Raw genomic sequence first — 19415 nt, 5'->3', positions numbered from 1 at the left:
ATGATCAGTGCTTATGGGTTTGTACACTCTGATACCTACTAAAATTAGTAGGTTAAGGGTTACTGCATTGATTTTTCATTGAACTGTAAATTTTGAGTGTTAGGATGTTTCCGATTGCAATCACAGGAAACATAAAATGAAAAAGGTTTTTGCAGTGGCGCTCGGAGCGCTTTTACTTTCTGGTTGTACCGTTCGCGTGGCTGATATGACTGTAGGTAGCACTAAAAACTATAATCTGAATGCCGCCAAATTTGAAAAGGGCGCTCGTGTTACTGGTGAAGACAAAGCGCCGATTGTTATCTTCCCGCTGGGCATTCCTAACGTCAAAACGGCCATGGATCATGCTATCGAGAAAGATAAATGTGCAGTTGGCCTAAGTGACGTAGTCATCTATCAGTTAAATCACGCTTTCCTGTTCGGCACCTATGGTTTCCGTGTGGAAGGAACACAGATTATCGACAAGTCACAGATGGGATGTGAAAACCACATCTGATAGCAAGCCACCTTCTGGTGGCTTTTTTCTAGGGGGCAAGGAAATGAAAAAGTCTATTCTGGCATGTTTTATATCTGTGTTCATTTTGACAGGATGTGGTCCAAAAGAGCTTTCTCCGGAAGAGAAACAAAAAGTAGAACAACTTAAGGTGGAATTATCACAAACAGAAAGTGAAATTTCGTCTGCAAATGCCACCAATCAGAACTACTCTGGCGGGCTGATCAAGAATTTAATCAGCGCCAGAGTTGAGATTCTCAAAACAAACCAGGCTCTGATTAAGCAGCGAATTGATGCTATTGAGTCAGGCGCAAAAATAACAATGGATGTACCCGGAACAAAACCGGATGAGGCGGCGGCTGAGTCAGTTAAGAGCGAAATAGGTGCGTTAAATGTTCAGATTTCTCAGGCTAAAGCAGAAGCCAACCAATATAGCGGTGGCCTGGTTCTTGCGATGAAATTGGCAGCAATCGCAACTCAGGAGCAAACCATGGCGATGCTTCAACAACGATATTTGTCAGCCAAGTATGGACTTGCTAACGCTATGCCATCTGATTTGAAGCAGAGCAACGTTGCTGAAGCAAAGCAAATCGAGAAGCCAGCCCAGGCTAGCAATAGTCAGCCATTGCTTCCGCCGGGAGATGGGCCATTTGGCCTGGAGTCAGGTTTAAGCAAAAAGAATATCGGAGATATGACCGGTGAAGAGCTTAAGCCTTATGATGGCGTGCCGAATCTCTATACGGTAAAGTCGCCACCGAAAAAGAACGCTGAATTTGAGGGTTTTGGTCTACTCATTTCTCCAAAATCTGGCCTATGCCAAATTAGAGCGTTAGGTAAAAACATTGATACAGACAGCTATGGACTTGCGCTCCAGTCAAAATTCAAAGAGCTCTTAGATTCTCTATCTTCAATCTATGGCAAACCTAAAAGTACCGATTTTTTACTTTCAGGCTCAATCTGGAAAGAACCTCAAGACTGGATGATGGCGCTGAACAAAAAGGAACGTTTCCTCTCAGCCCAATGGGAAGGATCGCCCGCAATACCTCTTAAAAACAAGCTTGCATCAGTATCTATGGAAGCAAGAGCCAATGGCTCTAGCGAGGGATATGTTTTCCTTCAGTATGACTTTGACAACATAGATGCTTGCAACGCAGAAATTGAAGAAGCTAAGAAAAGCTCGTTATAAACCTTTTTTTCTATATTGCTATATAAACGCTTATAAAATTTTGTAACCACACCTCGCTCCGGCGAGGTTTTTTTATGTCCGGAGAAAAGTGAATGGCGAGCGACAATCAGGTTGGCAACCTTGTTTATGAGGTAGAAATGAACGTGGCGCGACTGCTTGAAGGTCAGCGTCAGGTTAATGATCGCCTCGATAAGATGGAGAGCGGTTTTCAGAAAACTGGCAAGGCAGTTGATAGCGCTGAAAAATCATTTTCTTCACTTAGCCGGGTAGCCATAGCGTTATCTGCCGCAATCTCAGTAACTCAGGTTGCTGAGTATGGTAATGCATGGGTAACAGTCAACAATAAGCTTGCCAACTCATTACGCGCAACTGAACAACTGGCTGATGTAACACAGCGCGTCTTTGATATATCCCAGGACACCCGTTCCAGCCTGGAGGCGACTGCAACCCTTTACGGCAGGCTTGAGCGTTCTACAAGAGCGGCAGGAACAAGCACTGCTGATTTGATAAAGCTTACTACGACGATCAACAAAGGACTTGCCGTATCAGGGGCAACAACGGAGGAAGCCAGCTCGACCATGACGCAACTTTCTCAGGCACTGGCGTCAGGCGTCCTGCGTGGTGAAGAGTTCAACTCCATCTCAGAAAACGGTAGCAGGCTAGTCGTTGCGCTGGCTGATTCACTTGGAGTGACTATTGGACAGCTTCGCGGGATGGCTGCCCAAGGTAAGTTAACCACAGAGGTTGTGGTTAACGGGCTGCTGAAACAAAGTGACGCCATTGCGAAAGAGTTCAGTAATACAGCGTTGACTATGGGTCAGGCGTTTACGGTTGCCACTAACAACATCACTAAATTCGTCGGGGAAAGTTCAAGCGTACAATCGACGATTAATGTGTTTAACAGCGGCGTTATTTCCCTCAGTGAAAACCTGAACGCGGTTTCCGGCGTTGTTACCGTTCTGGCCGGTATTATGGGAAGCCGATTTGTTGGTGCTCTGACGATGGCTACGGCAGCAAAAATAAGTGCTGTGGCCGCGTCAAGACAACAGACCATTGCAGAAAATCAGGCGGCACAGGCGGCGCTGTCTTCGGCGGCAGCCACCACCCGGCGATCTTTTGCAGACAAGGAAGCTGCAATTTCGGCTATGAATTTGGCCCAGGCAGAATATAACGTTGCGAGAGGAAGCTCGGCAGAAGGTTTGGCGCTCGATAACCTGACTGCTAAGAAATCAGCATCTCGCCTGGCTTCGCTTTCACTAGCCGAGGCTGAATTAGCTCAGGCCGCTGCAACAACCAGAGCGGCTGCGGCTGCAACCGCCGCCTCTACAGGGACGGCCACACTACGTGGCGCACTGGCACTTGTCGGTGGCCCGGCAGGTGCCGCGATGCTGGCTGGGGCAGCAATATTCTATTTCTACCAAAAAGCTCAGCAGGCAAAGCAGGAAAGTATTGATTTTGCCGACAAGCTGGATGGCGTTATTTCCAAAATGAAGGAGATGAGCCAGACGCAATTGGGGGCAGAAATTGCCAAGGCTGAGCAATCGATTATTGATCAGAAAAATGCCATCACAGGACTGCGCGGCGAATTGTCTGCGCTTGAAGAGAAAAAAACGTTTATTGAGCAGGCCGCAAGTATTCGCGGTGCCGCCGCCGTTGCTGAGGATTATCAGCAGGTGCAGCGAGACATAGCGATTCAGGCCGGAAAAGTTGACTCTGCAGAAGGCAAGCTCAGCCAGACCGTGAGCAAGACAGGGCTAATGCGTGCGCAACTTAATGGCACTCTGGCACAGGGAATAGACCTGCTGAAAAGGGATGGCGATCAGGCTGGTGTGGCTGCTGGGCTGATGAATCAATTTGGTAACGCTATAGATTTTGCGAGCAAGGCGAAAGATAAATTTAACTCTACCAGTCTGCAGTTGCCGCGCAGTGACAAAGCTGATGCCTATAACAAAGATCTGGCTGATGAAAATACCTTGCTCGCTATTACTGATAAGCGGTTGCGGGCAGTAACCAAAGCAAGAATGGAGGCAGCCGATAAGGGTGGCAATCAGAATCAGGTAAATGCTGCAGGACAACTGGCAGGCGCTCAGTATGATCTGCAACAGGCGGAGATAGCCCGTAATAAAGAAACCAAAGCTGGTATCGCAGAAGGGAAAAAAGCAGCAACTCAGGCTGAGAATATTTCTCAAAAACTGGCAAACCTTAAGCAGCAATCTGAGCTGGCCGGCGACTCTACACGCGAACTCAGTCGCGATCAGGCCATTCTGACTGCTCAGCAGTCGCTTGGTAGTGCGGCTACTCAAAGCGATATCAAGCTCGCTGGGCAATACGCTGCTGCAAAGTGGGACACAGGTAATGCCATTCGCGCTCAGGCTGCGGCTGAGAAGTTCCTTCCTGAAGCCAAAGAGAGCGCCAGCTATAAGCAGGATGTTGAAGATCTTCAAACGGCGTTCTCAGCGAAAAAAATCAGTCAGCAGCAGTTCAATGCCATCTCTGAGAAGCTGGAGCAAGAGCACCAGGTAAACCTCGCTAAAATTCGCGCCGATCAGGCTGTAACGCCTCAGCAGGCAGCCGCCGGAACTGTCGATCCTGTTCAACAGCTTGCTAATGAAAATGCACAGAAGCTTGCCCTTATTCAGCAGTTTGAAGCCAACAAAACCATCACTGAGCAGCAAGGTATTGCGCTCAGAAATGCTGCAAGTACTGAGTATGAGCAGGCCCGCATTGATGCAGCCTGGAAGATATGGGAGAACCAGAGCCACGCCAACCAGATGCTGGGCGATGCTATCGACTCTCTGCAAGGTGGGGCGACCAATGCGATTACCGGTCTTCTTAATGGCACTCAGAGCCTTGCGGAATCCTTCGCTAACATCGGCACCACAATCCTGAATAGCGTCGTCAGTGGTTTGGTTGAAATGGGCCTCCAGTACGTCAAAAACATGATTATGGGGCAGGCTGCCGCAACTGCAGCTTTAGCGTCAACTACAGCTCAGGCTACAGCTGCTGCTGCAGCATGGGCGCCAGCAGCAATCAGCGCATCAATCGCCACGATGGGGGCTGCATCTACAGCAGGGACCACGGCTTACAGCACAGCATTAGTCGCTTCCAAGGGACTGGCTATCGCTGGGGCTCGCAAAAACGGCGGCCCGGTCAGTGCTGGCTCAATGTACCAGGTAGGCGAGGGTGGTAAGCCTGAAATCTATCAGGCCAGCACCGGTAAGCAGTACATGATCCCCGGCGATAACGGCAAGGTGATCAGCAATAGCGATTTGGGTGGGATGGGAGGAGGTGGGAGCACAATTCAACAGGAGGTGCATTTCCATATCCAGACCACAAACGGCATTGACGACGCCACCATGAATAAAATGGCTGGCATGATGAAGCAAGTGGCGCTTTATCAAATCAAAGACCAGAGCTCGCGTCCAAAAGGGATGATTCAGCCTAGAAAATGAACATCTGTTTGATATTATGAGTATGAAAGCCACACACAGGAGATTTAAAAAATGGGTATGGAAATTGAAGTAGGAAGAATCACTGCCTTTGATAATGTTCACGGACAAGGCGTTCTGGCGACTGTAGAATTCAAAGATTACGACGTCCGTCATGAAGGCATCCGAGTTGAAGTATGTATACCTCTGGATAAAGATGCTTCGCTTGCTGAAATTGAAGGTCGAGTGCTCGAAAAAGCCAAGCACCAACTGCGAGACTTAGTTGCTACATTCTGAACCAGCACCACTCAATCAGACCCGCTTCGGCGGGTTTTTTATTTGGAGTACTTCATGCCAGAAACTTTCACATGGAGCCCTCAGAAAGGCTTTACGGGCGAGCGTACACCTGATGTAACTGTCGTTAAGTTGGGCGATGGCTACGAACAGCGCCAGGTTAAGGGAATCAACCCATTGATGGGCAAATACTCGATGACGTTTATTGGCTATGACGATTCGAAGTGTAGCCGGCCAAACGTGGCTAAAGCCGCTGATGCATTCCTGAAGGCGCGCATGGCGGTGGAATCGTTTAACTGGACGCCGACCGACACTGGAGTTCAAGGGCTATATGTGTGCCGCTCATGGTCATTACAAACAACCGGAAGTCTGAGTCAGCTGACAGCAATATTTGAGCAGGTGCCACGATAATCACGGAGAAAAAAATGAAGGTAATTATTTTTGCAAAAGGTACAGAAATATGGGCGCGAGATACTCTGTCAAAGGAAAACCGCCTATCACTAAGCTTTTTAAAGGACGGCACACAGCAGCAAATCATTGCCGCCCTTGAAGAATCACTTACACAGGCGAGAGCCCAAAAGGATTTATCCTATGATGTTGATGGAGTAGCGAATATTAGCCCTGTGACCAGCGGGTAAAGCTAAAACCACATTCCAGTAACCGGTACTCGGAACTGTTATGTTTGCCGGTAGCATTTTATAAACCCCCCCATAATAGCGGCAACTCCTGCCACTTTTATAATTGGAGTAATTTGTATCGTCCATAACCAACACATTTATTTGATGAGAACACTGAACGGAGACAGTGCTTCCGCCGTCCATGTATTCTCTACTGTGTATATGTGACATGCATTATTCCTTTGAGAGGTAATCAGCCATTCCTCATTGCTGTGTGCGCCCATGCCCCGAACATGGACGGGCTGAATACTCAACATATCCTTAACGGTCTATCAGCGAAATCCTGATATTCGATCAGTAACTAACCAGCGGTCGCCATAGTGTGGCCTTTTTTATGAGCTGAATATGAGAGATATCCCAGCAGAACTAATCATCGAAAGCACCGATGCTGGCGTAGGCGCGATGCTCGACTTGTTCGAAGTCGATCTACAGGCGTTCGGCGGCGATGTCATCCGCTTCCATGCAGGCACGAACGGCTATTACGGTAACGTCATCTGGCAGGGCCGACAGTACTCAGCCTATCCAATCGCGGTTGAAGGTTTTGAAACCAAGTCAGAGGGAACCTATTCTCGCCCGACGATGAAGGTGGCGAACATCTCGGGCCTGATTACCGGCATCAACCACGATTTTGATGATGCGCTTGGTGCGGTAGTAACGCGCCGGCAGGTGCTTGTAAAGCATCTTGATGCGGTCAACTTCCCGAACGGTAACGCCGATGCTGATCCGACGATGGAAGCCGTGTCCCGCTACGTCATTGAAGAAATGGCAGAAGAGACGTTCGAGACGGTGACATATAACCTGGCCACGCCGGTTGACTGCGACAACGCCATTATCCCGGCGCGTACCATTCTGGCTGATGTATGCCAGTGGGTTTATCGCGGCGACGGCTGCGGCTATTCCGGCCCGGCGGTAGCGGACGAGAAAGACAATCCGACCTCTGACCTGTCAAAAGACAAATGCTCAAAGCACCTGCGCGGCTGCGAGTTCCGCTATCCGAAGCCTAACCCGAAGCCGTTCGGCGGTTTCCCCGGATCTAGCAAGGTGTCCTGATGAGCATAGAACAAGAATGCCTGGAGTTTGCCGCGGCATCTGTCGATGAAGTCTGCGGCCTGATTATCGATGGCGAACGCCTGATGCGATGCAGAAATACGCATCCTGAGCCGGATCGGCATTTTCGGATAAGTGATGATGACTGGTTAGAAGCAGAAGCGGCGGGAGAAATCACCGCCGTTTTTCATTCTCACCCAATGGATAAATTGGTGCTTTCCGGTGCTGACCGGCAGGCGCAGAGCGCTACTGGTGTTGACTGGTGGCTAGCCAGCGGCGGCAGGATCCGTAAATTTCGACCTGTCCCACATCTGCTTGGCCGCAGCTTTGAGCACGGCGTTACTGATTGCTACACGCTTTTCAGGGATGCATACCACCTTTGCGGTATCGATTTACCCGATTTCGAGCGCTCAAACGGCTGGTGGGTTCGAGGCGAGAACCTGTATCTCAACAACCTGGCGGCCAATGGCTTTCGTGAGATATCAGCGGCAGATATCCAGCCTGGCGACGTCATCATCCGGCGTGCGTTTCCTGAGTCTGACCCGTGCCACGCAATGATCTGGCTGGGCGATAACACTGTCCTGCATCATGAGCAGGCCGGACGCCTTAGCTGCCGCGAGCCTTACCGGCAAGCATACATAAAACTCACCCACTCCATATGGAGGCACGAGCAATGCTCAAATTTAGATTTGCGGGGAGTCTTCGACGACATTTCCGCCAGATCGCTTTAAACGTTGATACGCCTTCACAGGGGCTGCGCCTGTTGCTGGCCCAATGCCCGGCGTTCAAGCGCGACTTCTATCGCACACGGATCAGGATGCGTGTCGATGGCACTGACGTATCAAGCAATACTCTGGCGCTCCATATGGACAGGCATCTGCGGGATGGTGCAACGGTTCTTTTCGTGCCGATCGTAGAGGGAGCATTTGCAGCAGCGGGGTTTGCGGTGTGGGCTCTGGTGGCCGTTACGGTGGCCTCGTTAGCGTACTCGCTCTACATGACATCGCACATGAAGACGAAAACAAGCGCAGATTCGGCGCAATCCAACTCAATCACGAACAACTCATTTACCAGCGTGGATAACCGGATCGGCCAAGGGCGCCCGGTGCCACTTCTTCTCGGTGAGATGGTAGTGGGTTCTAACGTTATTTCCCTCGGTATCGACACTTCGAACAATCAGGATTGGTCGATCTCCATCAGATAAGGTGACACATGAGCTCAGGCGGCGGCGGTGGCAGCACTGCAAAACTTCTCGACGATAACCTCAAATCAAAGCAGTTTCTCAAAGTTCTCGACCTGATCAGTGAAGGGCCAATTTACGGGCCGGTAGACCAGAGCCACCTTTCATCATTCATGCTGAACAAAACATCTGTCACTGACGCCTCCGGAAACGTGAGCATCAACGGTGTGAGTGTGGCCTGGCGGCCTGGCTCTGCTACACAGGCGCCAATAACCGGTTTTTCTGCTATCGAGTCAACGACCATCGTTAATGCTGCTGTAACGCAGAGCACGCCGCTTGTCAGGACGGTTACTGACACGGACGTAACGCGTGTGCGCATGAATATTGGTGTAACAGGTTTAGTAGAGCAGGATTCGAAAGGGAATCAGAAAAATGCATCGGTAACGATGGTGATTGAGACACGAACCGGCAACAGCTCATGGCAGACGGCAAAAACCGTCACGATAACCGGAAAAATATCTGGCGAGTATCTGGAGGCGCATCTGATTGACGCGCCGGACACAAAGCCATTTGATATCCGACTGCGTCGCGTGACAGCCGACAGCACCAGTGATCTGCTATCTAATGGCACCGTCTGGAATAGTTTCACGGAGATTACGGACGATAACCTTTCATACCCTTACGCCGCGGTTGCCGGCTGCGTTGTTGACCGTGACCAATACACCGACACTCCGACGCGAACCTACCATCTGCGAGGTCTCATTGTCGATGTTCCCGACAACTACGATGCGAACAACCGTACCTACTCAGGTTTATGGACCGGTGGCTTTAAATCCGCCTGGACAAATAACCCGGCTTGGATTTTTCGCGCACTGGTGAAGAATACCCGCTACGGCCTGGCGAAAAGGGCAGGCTATATCGATGTTGATGACGGCAGCCTGTATGTGCTTTCGCAATTTTGCGACCAGCTGGTAGACGATGGGTACGGCGGTAAAGAACCGCGCTTCACACTCAATGCCTACGTCACTGAGCAGAAAAGTGCGCGTGACCTGCTTGATGATATCGCCGGGATGTTCCGTGGCATTGCGCTGTGGGACGGCCTACGCTTCTCTATCATGCTTGATAACCCACAAGACCCGGTCGCAGCTGTGACGAACGCCAGCGTCGTTGATGGCCTGTTCACATACAGCTCAATGAAGCGCTCCGATCGTTATAATGCGGTAGTGGTGTCCTGGACCGATCCAAATAACGGTTGGGAGCAGGTCAAAGAGTACGTTTCCGATGATGCGATGATAGATCGCTACCAGTACAACGAAACAACTCTGGAGGCGTTCGGTTGCACGTCGCGGGGGCAGGCTTTCCGGGCTGGGAAATGGCTGCTGGAAACAGCGAAGCGGGAAACGAAAAAAGTAACATTCAAAATGGCGCGTGACGCGATCGCTTTTATGCCTGGCGACGTGATTGAAGTTGCAGACAATAACTACGCTGCGACTCGCCTTGGCGGCCGCATCATTTCGCACAGCGGCGCAACGATTACTGTTGATGCCGACGTATCAGAGCAGGCTGGTGGCGGCGATACCATGTCTGTCATGGGTTCCGATGGGAAGTTCACCAAATTCACCATCGCCAGCGTCAATGGCAAAGTGATCACGCTCCGCAGTACGCCAGCCTGGGTGAAGAACGGCACCATTTTTGTTATCTCTACCAGCACTGTAGCGACGCGTTTGTTCCGTGTGATGGGCGTTTCTGAAGACGATAACAACTCGGTCTACTCCATCTCAGCAACACTTTACGACCCTAACAAACAGGCAATCGTAGATGAGGGTGCTGTTTTCGACATCTCTAATGACACGCTAAACGGCTATCGTGTTCCGAATATTGAAAACCTTCGGATCATCAACACCAACAGCGAGACTGTGCAGGTAACAGCGACGTGGGAAACAGCAACGCTCACAAAAAAAATCGTGTTTGAACTGTACGTCTATAACGCGGCGGGCGCCGTAGTTACGCAGTATGAAACCGACCAGTTCCGTTATGATTTTTACGGATTGGATGCTGGCAGTTATACACTCGGCGTGCGCGGGCGCAATGAGAATGGCATGAAGGGGGCAGAGACACAGGTCAGCTTAGTGATCGGCGCTCCCGGTGCACCAACATTCATTCAGTGGACGCCCGGCATATTTTCGGCCGATATCGTGCCGGTTATGAGCGTAACGGCCACGACTGATACCTCGTTTGAATTCTGGTATAGGGGAGAAGTCCCAGCGACCAGCATCGGCAATGTTGAAAACGAAGCCCAATTCCTTGGAAGGGCATCACAGTGGACGCTGCATGGGCTGAAAGCAGACAAAACGTATTACATGTACGTGCGCACAAAAAACGCTTTTGGTGTATCGCCATTTGTTGAAGCAAGCGGACAAGCTTCAGCTGATATCCCTGGTATGCTCGACTATATAGATGAAGCAGTTAGGAAATCGGAAACATTCGACCGACTTTCATCTGTCATCGACACCAATATAGACGCAATTCTGCAAAATGCGTTGAACCTTGACGCCTCAGTTGATCATCAGTTTGAAGCCTATGGACGCAACCGTGCTGATATCATCACAGTGAAGCAAACAGTGGCTGACAATGACCATGCTTATGCTCAGAAGTTTGAGCAGATACAGGCCTCAACAGAAACTAATACGGCAGCAGTACAGCAGATATCAAGCGCCTATGCTGACCTAAGCGGCAAACTTTCTGCTCAGTGGGGTGTAAAAGTTCAGATTGACAGTAATGGCAATAAATATGTGGCAGGTATGCAGCTCGGCGTAGAGGGTAATAACGGCGGTACTCAGTCATATGCATTATTCAGTGCGGACAATTTCGCCATATATAATACCAACAATGGCAGCTACCAACTGGCCTTTGCTGCAGTAAACGGTCAGACCTTTCTGCGCTCGGCCCTCATTCAGGATGCTTCAATAACCAGCGCAAAAATACAGGATGCAGCCATCACTAATGCAAAAATTGCAGGTACGCTAGAATCCGTTGGCTATACCTCAGGGAATGGCTGGCAATTTGGTAAAGAAAACAACCAGCTTAATTTCCGATCGTCATCAAGTGGCGCATTTATGGATGCATCAGGATTTGGTGTAAAAAATAGCAATGGGCTGATAATGGTTAAATTAGGAGCCAAACCCTAATGGCGGAAGTGGGATGCTGGATAACAAATGATAATGGGGCAACCTATTATAATCTGAATGGCGGTGGCGGCAGAGCTATCAGTTTTTTACAACGTATTCAGTCCGCCCCAGATAAAACCTCATACACTTATACCATCAGCAATAAGCAGGCAAAAAGCACATTGTTTGTCGTTCCTATAACAGGCGGGAAGGTCTATCAGGGCGGTGTTTCTGCTCTACCGCGTGGGGTAGGCATTGCCGGGATTGGTATTAATGGCAACCAGGTCACAATAAATTTCAGTGATACAAAATTGGAGGGTCAGGGATCGATTGATGGAAACCCGTGGTTTTATTTCGATGTTTATCAGAGCATTGATGCAGGTGATAATTACGGACTCTATTTTCTGAATGACCTGACTAGCTTCACGTCAATTACTGATGTGATGACATCCGGGCTGTGCGTGTACAGGACAACAGTAACTGTTAATGGTGAGTGGGCTGTCCCTTCCGGGATTGATGGCTATGGTAATTGCTGCGTTTGCGCAAACTGGGATCACCCCAGCGCGGTGGTAGAGTTTGATAACAGCCGCAAGGTAATGACCGTAACAGGCGGACCAGCCACGATAAACGTTGCAGTATTTTCTAACGGTTTTAATTTAAGGATGCCGGATTACGGCTTGTTCATTTATAACGCTCAGGGCGTGTGTACATTTAATTCACTGTACATACCATTTTTTATCAAAGGCTCATTGTCTGTTAACGATAACTGGCAGGGTACGGGTATCGCAAAGCCAATGGTTCCTTTGTGCGTAACCGGAGTCGACTTTGAAAAAACGGGAGGGAGTATTATCCAGATTTTCAATAAAGGAATAATGATGTCAGGTCAAAGCGTTCGTGCGGCGCGCGGAAAAAATACGGCGAAATATAACATAGGTAATTATGGAATAAGTTTCCCTGGCTCAAAATTACCGATAAACATACTTGATGGTAGTCAGTATTTTTAAAATTTAATTAACCTTATAAACCCGGTCGCCGAGCTGGGTTTTTTATTCCCGGAGATAACATGGCAGCAGGTACTATTGTATTAACGAACAACTCAACAGCAGTAACGGGAACCAGCACTGCGTTTAAAGCAGCCTCAGCTGTCAATGATTTCATCGTTGCGGTAGTCGGTGGTGTGACTTATACCCTTGGCATTAAATCAATCGAATCAGATACCGCCTTGACGCTTAACGCTGCATACACCGGGCCTACAGCATCCGGTGCGGCGTGGTCGGCGGTTGCAAATCAGACGCTGGTGGGCATTACAGCGCAAATAGCTGCGGATACAGCGCGCGCCATTCGAGGGCTTAATCTTGATAAGGCCAACTGGCAGGGGTTTTATACAGGTACCGGAAACACCACGATTGAGCTCCCAGATGGTACGTCAGTAACTGGACCAAGCTGGCCTGCAATGGTTAATACGTTATCCGGAAAACTGGACAGAAGCGGCGGCACGCTCACAGGTAAGGTTGAGTTGCCCGGGATGGAGATAAATGCCGCAATACCCTACATTGACTTTCATTTTAATAAATCAACTGATGACTTCAGTTCTCGTATCTATGCGGACTCGGCCACACGGCTTACGATATCTAATGGCTTGCGCATTGGCACAAGCTTGCAAGTAGATGATGGGGTAAATATTGATGGCGTACAGACTGTCGCAGCTCAGACAGTAAGAGGCTACACGTACTATCCAGCATCTAACACCTACCTGGGCGGAAGCAACGGGGCCAGTCAAGGTTTACATTTCAGATGGAATGAAGATTCAACTTTTTCAGGGGCAGGTTCCTTGATTGTCAATCCGGGGCTGGGGAATGGCGGTTTCAGAATGCGTTTTATTAACAAGGAGAATACTGCAAATACCGGAATTGTCAGCTTTACACGCACAGGAGGAATACAAGCCTCTGACTATATTATGTCTCCAAATCAGCTGTGGTCTTTGAGCGGCAGGGTTAAAATGTTCACGGCAGTAGCTACAGGATATCTTGAGCTAAATATAGACGGCGGCTCTTACGGTATTAATATTTTCGCATCTGACGAAAGATTAAAAAATAATATCAAAGATGCAGATAAGCAGGTCGCATATGAAGCAGTAAAAAACGTAAGGCTGCGTTCTTTCAACCTTAAAACATTTGCAGAAACGGAGGGGGATGGCGATAAATGGGAGTTTGGATTCATTGCGCAAGAAGCGCGTGAGCATCTAAAAGGCTCAGTTATTACAGATAAATTATCTTATCTTCAGGTCGACCCGTTAGCGCTTTGTGGATATCTAATCGGCACTGTGCAAGTTTTACAGGATAAAGTTGAAGCCCTGGAGTCAAAAGCTGAAGCTACTGAAGCGAATATTTCTGAACTGCTGAAGCGTATGAAAGCCATCGACGGACTCGACGCCTGACCGTTCAGCCAGTTGCCATGCTGCCCAGGTCTGAACTACTGTATATAAAAACAGTAAATAAAGGAGGGCATATGGCACGCTATGACGATATCGGGACGGCATACAGAGAAAGCATCAAAATAAGCCCACAGGGCCGCCGCACGGTCACTACAGTGGATTTTGTACAGAACCTGGCAAAGTACAATCACCATTTCACGCTACGCCAGGCAAACGAGTGGATAGAAATCTACCAGTGCAGCTTTAAGGACGTTTCCACCGAAGAAGGCGAGCGGCGGACGTTTCAGCTGTTCAACCACAATAATGGCGGGTACTAATATTTTTTCCTGCGACTGACACAGAATGAATTGGATTTCTTCAGACAAAAAAATGCCCACTATAGTGGGCGAAATTCGTTACAGGAGTAATATCCTTGCAATGAAAGACCACCCTTCCTCTCGAAAGTTCCCTAAGTTATTATATGGATGCTAGTTTTTTAGACGATGAGGAGGGTAAGAATGAACTTTAAGGATGATGGAGATGTGCCAGAAATCGAATGGGCTATTGGCTTAGCAGTGCGTAGCCTGCTTGCACGAGATGCGGCAATAATCCCATCAAACATTATCGCGGAATTGAATACGCAATTTCCTTCACGGAGTATGGATGAAACGGCAAAAATAAAAGCCGCAATTGCATGGTTTCAAAATCGGATAAATTGAAAAGCCCACAGTAGGCTGTGGGCTAAGCAGTAACTGGCAGGAGCAGCACGGGCTAGATCTCGCTCCATGCCGGAAGATGATTGACTTTCCCCCGCCATGCCTCCAGAGCTGACATGAAAAGGCCAGCCGCTATCCCAACAGTGATGATTGTCACTAACGCAGAAAAGAGATGCTCTTGCTCTCCCTTCCAAAAGACAAACCACATCACGATGCCCCAAAATGTAGTGTTTACGCTTGTAATGCATAGGAAGTTTGTCCAAAAAGGGCTAAGAGGGGGCGGAGCAACATTGATGCCCATTTTCCATAAAAATAGGTGACACGGAGGAGCATAAAGGCATTCCCACATCCTTTTCTGTTTCATAAGGGCGAAGGCACGATTTTTTTTGCGCTCAAAATCCAGATCTTTTTTCATTGACACAATCCCTTATAATTTCTCAGGTTATTTAATAGTAGTACGTAAGGGGAAAATGATTTTCTTTTTCAGACTTATTACAAAATTGGTGGCGATCGTCTTTAAAAGGCGGCTAACTGCCGCGTTATAGAGAAAGTAAAAAAGCCCGCGGGGGATATGCGGGCAAATGATTTAACCACTTATGATGAACGTGGCCTACGGTACAGTATTACTAATATATTTATGTGATGAGGGTCACATGAATTGTGTGACAGGTCAGACCAGGACAAGTCTTAACATAAAGAAAAATGACAGTTTATGGCAAAAAAAGCCCGCAGAAAGCTGCAGGCAAAATGGTAGCGGATATCGTTTCTTGTAGCTCATAGGGTAAACGCTCAAGCCAATCTGGTATTGATTATCATCAAGCTGGATTGCGGTAGGAGAGTTATGTTGGACGACATGCTGATCCGAGGCGTCGTTGTGGTGCAGGTGATGAAAGGCTGGGATGACCGGTTGCCATTTTGATGGGACAGATCTGGGACACGCAAAGGTTTGTGACCTTTTCCAAGCCTTTGCATGTTTTGTCATCATGGGACGTGTGAGCGCGGCAGGATGCGGTAATCTATTGATTTAAAATATGAATTGTCGCTTCCGACATGCGGTGTTCCGGGTCAAGACGATCAATAGGCATCAGGTTCTCTCTTGTTATCACTTTAGTGGCCGATAGCCTGGCATAATGCCTGCGTGGTTGTCATCCCTCAGCATTCCTGTCGGCGGCAGGAGAATGCTATGCTGGCGCTCTGCCTTACTTTTTCTGCCTGGATTGATTATGCCCGCCATTGACGATCTTTTTCTGCGCCTGTCGCGCTCGCCGTTTCGGCAAAAATTCCATTTAGGCCACCGCGAATACCGCTATTGCCTGGACAAGGGCGAAGAGGAGATCGTCGCGCATGCTGCTGACTTTATTCGTGAGCGCCTTGCTCCCGCAGAGCCGGTTAATGACGGCAAGCAAACGCCGATGCGCGGTCATCCGGTATTTATTGCCCAGCATGCCACGGCCACCTGCTGTCGCGGCTGCCTGAGCAAATGGCACCAGATACCTGCGCACCAGCCGCTAACGGCAGCGCAGCAGGCGTGGGTTGTGCAGGCGATCCTGCACTGGCTGCGGCTGGAGATGCAGCGGCCGCAGCCTCCCGCGCCGCGCCGCAAAAAAGATCCGACAAAGGATAAACAGCTCAGGCTGCTGTAAGGCCCGTGGCGGGATGTGGCTATAAAAACGAAATATGTATTAACAAAGTTAATTGAATTGATAAAGGGAAAGGCTTGCGATTTTACCGGTAACATTCTAGTTTTGCTCTGGCAGGCAAATCCACTGGTAAAATAAGGGGTATTCGTATGCAATCTTCTAAGATTATTGTTTTAATTGAAAAAATAGCCATAGCCGCTTTTGCGGTTTTGCTGGTCTATTTTATCGCGACCGGCTTGCTTTCGGCGTCGGGCTGGGATCATAGCTGGCCTTACCCACACCGCTAAAGATGATTCTTTCACCAGGGAAAATAAAGCAGTGTTAATACTATAAGCGCCTCGCTACAGTGGCGCAGCCTCCTCCTTTTCTGACCCCCTTTCTTTGTGTCCGTTCGCGGCATAACATGCCTGATTCAGCTATAACCTTTTGATTTGCATTGGTTTGTATCCTTACGGTAATACTGCCATAATAGCCTGCTTTTTTTAACGGGCGGTGAGGATACGTGGTAAACGATTTTGCAGCAGACGGCGCGCTGGCGCAGGCCATTCCAGGCTTTAAGCCACGCGAACCTCAGCGCCTGATGGCGGAGGCGGTCACAACGGCCATCGATAACAAGCGCGAGCTGGTAGTAGAAGCGGGCACCGGAACCGGCAAAACCTATGCCTACCTGGCACCGGCGCTGCGCTCGGGTAAAAAAGTCATTATTTCTACCGGATCTAAAGCGCTTCAGGATCAGCTTTACAGCCGCGATTTGCCTACGGTCGCCCGTGCATTAGCATTTAAAGGGAAACTGGCGCTGCTGAAAGGGCGCTCGAACTACCTCTGCCTGGAGCGGCTGGAGCAGCAGTCGATGGCGGGCGGCGAGCTGGCGGCGCAGGCGATGAGCGATCTGGTGCACCTGCGCGGCTGGTCGAGCGAAACGGTGGACGGTGATATCAGCACCTGCGGCGGCGTGGCGGAAGACAGCCCGGTCTGGCCGCTGGTCACCAGCACCAATGACAACTGCCTGGGCAGCGACTGTCCTCTCTATCAGGACTGTTTCGTGGTGAAAGCGCGCCGCAAAGCGATGGACGCGGATGTGGTGGTGGTGAACCATCATCTCTTTCTGGCCGATATGGTGGTAAAAGAGAGCGGTTTTGCGGAGCTGATCCCGGAGGCGGACGTGATGATCTTTGATGAAGCGCATCAGGTGCCGGATATCGCCAGCCAGTACTTCGGCCAGCAGCTTTCCAGCAAGCAGCTGCTGGATCTCGCCAAAGACATCACCATCGCCTATCGCACCGAAGTGCGTGACGCCCAGCAGCTGCAAAAATCTGCAGATCGGCTGGCGCAAAGCGCGCAGGATTTCCGCCTGGCGCTGGGCGATCCCGGCTTTCGCGGCAATCTGCGGGAAGTCCTTAATAACGCCAATATTCAGCGCGCGCTGTTGCTGCTGGACGATGCGCTGGAGCTTTGTTATGACGTCGCGAAGCTGTCGCTGGGCCGTTCGGCGCTGCTGGATGCGGCCTTTGAACGGGCGGCGCTCTATCGCGGCAGGCTGAAGCGGCTGAAAGATGTCTCGCAGCCCGGTTTCAGCTACTGGTATGAGTGCAACAGCCGCCATTTTGTGCTGGCGCTGACGCCGCTGTCGGTATCGGATCGCTTCCGGGAAGTAATGGACGAGCGCCCAGCCAGCTGGATTTTCACCTCCGCCACGCTGGCGGTAAATGAGCAGATGACCCACTTTGTTGAAAGGCTGGGCGTCGCTGGCGCAGAAACGCTGATCCTTAATAGCCCGTTCGATTTCGCCAGCCAGGCGCTGCTGTGCGTGCCGCGCAATCTGCCTTCGCCCAATCAGCCCGGTGGCGCCAGACAGCTGGCGCGCATGTTGCTGCCGCTGATCGAGGCTAACAACGGCCGCTGCTTCTTCCTTTGTACCTCGCATCAGATGATGCGCGAGCTGGCCGAGCAGTTCCGCGCCATGCTGACGCTGCCCGTATTACTACAGGGAGAAACCAGCAAAGGCGAGCTGTTAAAACAGTTTATCGCGGCAGGCAACGCGGTGCTGGTGGCGACCAGTAGCTTCTGGGAAGGGGTGGACGTGCGCGGCGATGCGCTGTCGCTGGTCATTATCGACAAGCTGCCGTTTACCTCGCCTGACGATCCCTTGCTGAAAGCGCGCATGGAAGACTGTAAGCTGCGCGGCGGCGATCCGTTTGACGAGGTGCAGCTGCCGGACGCGGTTATCACGCTTAAACAGGGCGTCGGCCGCCTGATCCGCGACGTTGACGATCGCGGCGTGCTGGTGATCTGCGATAACCGCCTGGTGATGCGTCCCTACGGCGCGGTGTTTCTGAACAGCCTGCCGCCCACGCCGCGTACGCGGGATATTCAACAGGCGGTGGATTTCCTGCGCCCGCAGTAATTACCCGCGCAGTATGCTATGCTGCGCGCCGAAAATTTTGTCCCGCCTGAGGTAAAAATCCATGCGAATTTTAGCTATTGATACGGCCACCGAGGCCTGTTCGGTCGCTTTGCTGAATAACGGCAAGGTCACGGCGCATTTTGAGCTGTGCGCCCGCGAACATACGCAACGTATCCTGCCGCTGGTGCAGGCGCAGCTTCAACAGGAAGCGTTGACCCTGAACGAGCTGGACGGGCTGGCCTTCGGTAAAGGGCCGGGCAGCTTTACCGGCGTCCGTATCGGAACCGGCATCGCGCAGGGGCTGGCTTTGGGCGCGGCGCTGCCGTTAATCGGCGTGTCGACGCTGAAGACCATGGCGCAGAGCGCCTGGCGTTTACAGGGCGCCGATCGCGTGCTGGCCGCGATAGATGCGCGCATGGGCGAAGTGTACTGGGCACAGTATCAGCGCGACGAGCAGGGCGTCTGGCAGGGAGAAGAGACCGAAGCGGTGCTCAAACCAGAGGACGCGCTGGCGCGTATGACGCAGCTGAACGGTAGCTGGACGATGGTGGGAACCGGCTGGCAGGCGTATCCGCAGCTGAGCGCGGAGAGTACGCTGACCTTACAGGCGACCGAGGTAACGCTGCCCTGTGCGGAAGATATGATCCCGTTGGCGGCGCTTGAGCTGGCGGCAGGCAATACGGTGCTGCCGGAAGAGGCGGAACCGACCTACCTGCGCAACGAAGTCACCTGGAGAAAGCTGCCGGGCAGGGAATAAGTCTGGCCGCGCCGCG

General features: G+C 50.6%; 20 protein-coding genes. 18 read left to right on the top strand and 2 right to left on the bottom strand.

Features of this window, described 5'->3' with window-relative positions:
* Window positions 1–136: 136 nt before the first annotated feature.
* The 6 genes from ACA373_RS05485 to ACA373_RS05460 all read left to right on the top strand — a co-directional run bounded on the left by ACA373_RS05485 (window position 137) and on the right by ACA373_RS05460 (window position 6036).
* A complete protein-coding gene (locus tag ACA373_RS05485) occupies window positions 137–493 on the top strand; it encodes a hypothetical protein (RefSeq protein ID WP_370734122.1) in 357 nt (118 codons plus the stop codon).
* Between the two features lie 43 nt (window positions 494–536).
* The gene (locus ACA373_RS05480) at window positions 537–1676 is read left to right on the top strand and encodes a hypothetical protein (RefSeq protein ID WP_370734121.1); all 1140 of its coding nucleotides are present in this window, start codon (window positions 537–539) and stop codon (window positions 1674–1676) included.
* A gap of 92 nt (window positions 1677–1768) precedes the next feature.
* Window positions 1769–5128 carry a tape measure protein gene (locus ACA373_RS05475; protein ID WP_370734120.1) on the top strand — a complete coding sequence of 1120 codons (3360 nt, stop codon included), beginning with the start codon at window positions 1769–1771 and terminating at the stop codon, window positions 5126–5128.
* Between the two features lie 51 nt (window positions 5129–5179).
* The gene (locus ACA373_RS05470; protein ID WP_370734119.1) at window positions 5180–5401 is read left to right on the top strand and encodes a hypothetical protein; all 222 of its coding nucleotides are present in this window, start codon (window positions 5180–5182) and stop codon (window positions 5399–5401) included.
* A 54-nt stretch (window positions 5402–5455) separates the two neighbouring features.
* Entirely contained in the window at window positions 5456–5809 is a 354-nt protein-coding gene (locus ACA373_RS05465; RefSeq protein WP_370734118.1) for a phage tail protein, read from the top strand.
* Between the two features lie 14 nt (window positions 5810–5823).
* The gene (locus ACA373_RS05460) at window positions 5824–6036 is read left to right on the top strand and encodes an Rrf2 family transcriptional regulator (RefSeq protein ID WP_369894635.1); all 213 of its coding nucleotides are present in this window, start codon (window positions 5824–5826) and stop codon (window positions 6034–6036) included.
* On the opposite strand, the gene ACA373_RS05455 is transcribed toward ACA373_RS05460, so the two are convergent.
* Complete coding sequence (locus ACA373_RS05455) at window positions 5983–6219, bottom strand: DUF1883 domain-containing protein (RefSeq protein WP_370734453.1); 237 nt, start codon at window positions 6217–6219, stop codon at window positions 5983–5985. The two genes, ACA373_RS05460 and ACA373_RS05455, sit on opposite strands and share 54 nt — an antisense overlap.
* 201 nt (window positions 6220–6420) lie before the next feature.
* On the opposite strand from ACA373_RS05455, the gene ACA373_RS05450 reads away from it, so the two are divergent.
* The 8 genes from ACA373_RS05450 (at window position 6421) to ACA373_RS05415 (ending at window position 14601) form a co-directional block, all read left to right on the top strand.
* Entirely contained in the window at window positions 6421–7125 is a 705-nt protein-coding gene (locus ACA373_RS05450) for a phage minor tail protein L (protein WP_369894637.1), read from the top strand.
* Complete coding sequence (locus ACA373_RS05445) at window positions 7125–7853, top strand: C40 family peptidase (protein WP_369894638.1); 729 nt, start codon at window positions 7125–7127, stop codon at window positions 7851–7853. Before ACA373_RS05450 ends, ACA373_RS05445 begins: the two co-directional genes overlap by 1 nt.
* Entirely contained in the window at window positions 7796–8326 is a 531-nt protein-coding gene (locus ACA373_RS05440) for a tail assembly protein (protein WP_370734117.1), read from the top strand. Before ACA373_RS05445 ends, ACA373_RS05440 begins: the two co-directional genes overlap by 58 nt.
* An 8-nt stretch (window positions 8327–8334) precedes the next feature.
* Window positions 8335–11490 (top strand): host specificity protein J, encoded by a 3156-nt coding sequence (locus ACA373_RS05435; RefSeq protein WP_370734116.1) that lies wholly within the window; start codon window positions 8335–8337, stop codon window positions 11488–11490.
* Entirely contained in the window at window positions 11490–12473 is a 984-nt protein-coding gene (locus ACA373_RS05430; RefSeq protein ID WP_370734115.1) for a DUF6453 family protein, read from the top strand. The genes ACA373_RS05435 and ACA373_RS05430 overlap by 1 nt, the downstream gene beginning before the upstream one ends.
* A gap of 59 nt (window positions 12474–12532) precedes the next feature.
* The gene (locus ACA373_RS05425) at window positions 12533–13906 is read left to right on the top strand and encodes a tail fiber domain-containing protein (RefSeq protein WP_370734114.1); all 1374 of its coding nucleotides are present in this window, start codon (window positions 12533–12535) and stop codon (window positions 13904–13906) included.
* Window positions 13907–13977: 71 nt separating this feature from the next.
* Window positions 13978–14220, top strand: coding sequence for a DNA polymerase V (locus ACA373_RS05420; RefSeq protein WP_370734113.1), 243 nt, complete (start codon window positions 13978–13980; stop codon window positions 14218–14220).
* A gap of 180 nt (window positions 14221–14400) precedes the next feature.
* The gene (locus tag ACA373_RS05415; RefSeq protein WP_370734112.1) at window positions 14401–14601 is read left to right on the top strand and encodes a hypothetical protein; all 201 of its coding nucleotides are present in this window, start codon (window positions 14401–14403) and stop codon (window positions 14599–14601) included.
* 52 nt (window positions 14602–14653) lie between these two features.
* Here ACA373_RS05415 and ACA373_RS05410 read toward each other — a convergent pair whose 3' ends face one another.
* Complete coding sequence (locus ACA373_RS05410; RefSeq protein WP_370734111.1) at window positions 14654–15013, bottom strand: DUF6404 family protein; 360 nt, start codon at window positions 15011–15013, stop codon at window positions 14654–14656.
* 808 nt (window positions 15014–15821) lie between these two features.
* Between ACA373_RS05410 and ACA373_RS05405 the strand changes: the two genes are divergently transcribed.
* The 4 genes from ACA373_RS05405 (at window position 15822) to tsaB (ending at window position 19399) form a co-directional block, all read left to right on the top strand.
* Window positions 15822–16241, top strand: coding sequence for a DUF4186 domain-containing protein (locus ACA373_RS05405; RefSeq protein WP_253453664.1), 420 nt, complete (start codon window positions 15822–15824; stop codon window positions 16239–16241).
* 146 nt (window positions 16242–16387) lie between these two features.
* Window positions 16388–16525, top strand: coding sequence for a hypothetical protein (locus ACA373_RS05400; protein WP_370734110.1), 138 nt, complete (start codon window positions 16388–16390; stop codon window positions 16523–16525).
* A gap of 215 nt (window positions 16526–16740) precedes the next feature.
* A complete protein-coding gene (locus ACA373_RS05395) occupies window positions 16741–18642 on the top strand; it encodes an ATP-dependent DNA helicase (RefSeq protein WP_253453668.1) in 1902 nt (633 codons plus the stop codon).
* 61 nt (window positions 18643–18703) lie between these two features.
* Window positions 18704–19399, top strand: coding sequence for a tRNA (adenosine(37)-N6)-threonylcarbamoyltransferase complex dimerization subunit type 1 TsaB (gene tsaB / locus ACA373_RS05390; protein ID WP_370734109.1), 696 nt, complete (start codon window positions 18704–18706; stop codon window positions 19397–19399).
* Window positions 19400–19415 lie beyond the last annotated feature (16 nt).

The organism is Erwinia sp. STN24, assembly GCF_041320675.1.
GTDB lineage: Bacteria > Pseudomonadota > Gammaproteobacteria > Enterobacterales > Enterobacteriaceae > Erwinia > Erwinia aeris.
Note: the sequence above shows the minus strand (reverse complement) of the source record. Positions and strands in the feature narration are given on the sequence as shown.

Excerpts from the sequence above, each read along its gene's own strand:
- ACA373_RS05485 (WP_370734122.1), top strand. The coding sequence starts at position 137 with ATGAAAAAGGTTTTTGCAGTGGCGCTCGGAGCGCTTTTACTTTCTGGT.
- ACA373_RS05480 (WP_370734121.1), top strand. The coding sequence starts at position 537 with ATGAAAAAGTCTATTCTGGCATGTTTTATATCTGTGTTCATTTTGACA.
- ACA373_RS05475 (WP_370734120.1), top strand. The coding sequence starts at position 1,769 with ATGGCGAGCGACAATCAGGTTGGCAACCTTGTTTATGAGGTAGAAATG.
- ACA373_RS05470 (WP_370734119.1), top strand. The coding sequence starts at position 5,180 with ATGGGTATGGAAATTGAAGTAGGAAGAATCACTGCCTTTGATAATGTT.
- ACA373_RS05465 (WP_370734118.1), top strand. The coding sequence starts at position 5,456 with ATGCCAGAAACTTTCACATGGAGCCCTCAGAAAGGCTTTACGGGCGAG.
- ACA373_RS05460 (WP_369894635.1), top strand. The coding sequence starts at position 5,824 with ATGAAGGTAATTATTTTTGCAAAAGGTACAGAAATATGGGCGCGAGAT.
- ACA373_RS05455 (WP_370734453.1), bottom strand. The coding sequence starts at position 6,219 with ATGGACGGCGGAAGCACTGTCTCCGTTCAGTGTTCTCATCAAATAAAT.
- ACA373_RS05450 (WP_369894637.1), top strand. The coding sequence starts at position 6,421 with ATGAGAGATATCCCAGCAGAACTAATCATCGAAAGCACCGATGCTGGC.
- ACA373_RS05445 (WP_369894638.1), top strand. The coding sequence starts at position 7,125 with ATGAGCATAGAACAAGAATGCCTGGAGTTTGCCGCGGCATCTGTCGAT.
- ACA373_RS05440 (WP_370734117.1), top strand. The coding sequence starts at position 7,796 with ATGCTCAAATTTAGATTTGCGGGGAGTCTTCGACGACATTTCCGCCAG.
- ACA373_RS05435 (WP_370734116.1), top strand. The coding sequence starts at position 8,335 with ATGAGCTCAGGCGGCGGCGGTGGCAGCACTGCAAAACTTCTCGACGAT.
- ACA373_RS05430 (WP_370734115.1), top strand. The coding sequence starts at position 11,490 with ATGGCGGAAGTGGGATGCTGGATAACAAATGATAATGGGGCAACCTAT.
- ACA373_RS05425 (WP_370734114.1), top strand. The coding sequence starts at position 12,533 with ATGGCAGCAGGTACTATTGTATTAACGAACAACTCAACAGCAGTAACG.
- ACA373_RS05420 (WP_370734113.1), top strand. The coding sequence starts at position 13,978 with ATGGCACGCTATGACGATATCGGGACGGCATACAGAGAAAGCATCAAA.
- ACA373_RS05415 (WP_370734112.1), top strand. The coding sequence starts at position 14,401 with ATGAACTTTAAGGATGATGGAGATGTGCCAGAAATCGAATGGGCTATT.
- ACA373_RS05410 (WP_370734111.1), bottom strand. The coding sequence starts at position 15,013 with ATGAAAAAAGATCTGGATTTTGAGCGCAAAAAAAATCGTGCCTTCGCC.
- ACA373_RS05405 (WP_253453664.1), top strand. The coding sequence starts at position 15,822 with ATGCCCGCCATTGACGATCTTTTTCTGCGCCTGTCGCGCTCGCCGTTT.
- ACA373_RS05400 (WP_370734110.1), top strand. The coding sequence starts at position 16,388 with ATGCAATCTTCTAAGATTATTGTTTTAATTGAAAAAATAGCCATAGCC.
- tsaB (WP_370734109.1), top strand. The coding sequence starts at position 18,704 with ATGCGAATTTTAGCTATTGATACGGCCACCGAGGCCTGTTCGGTCGCT.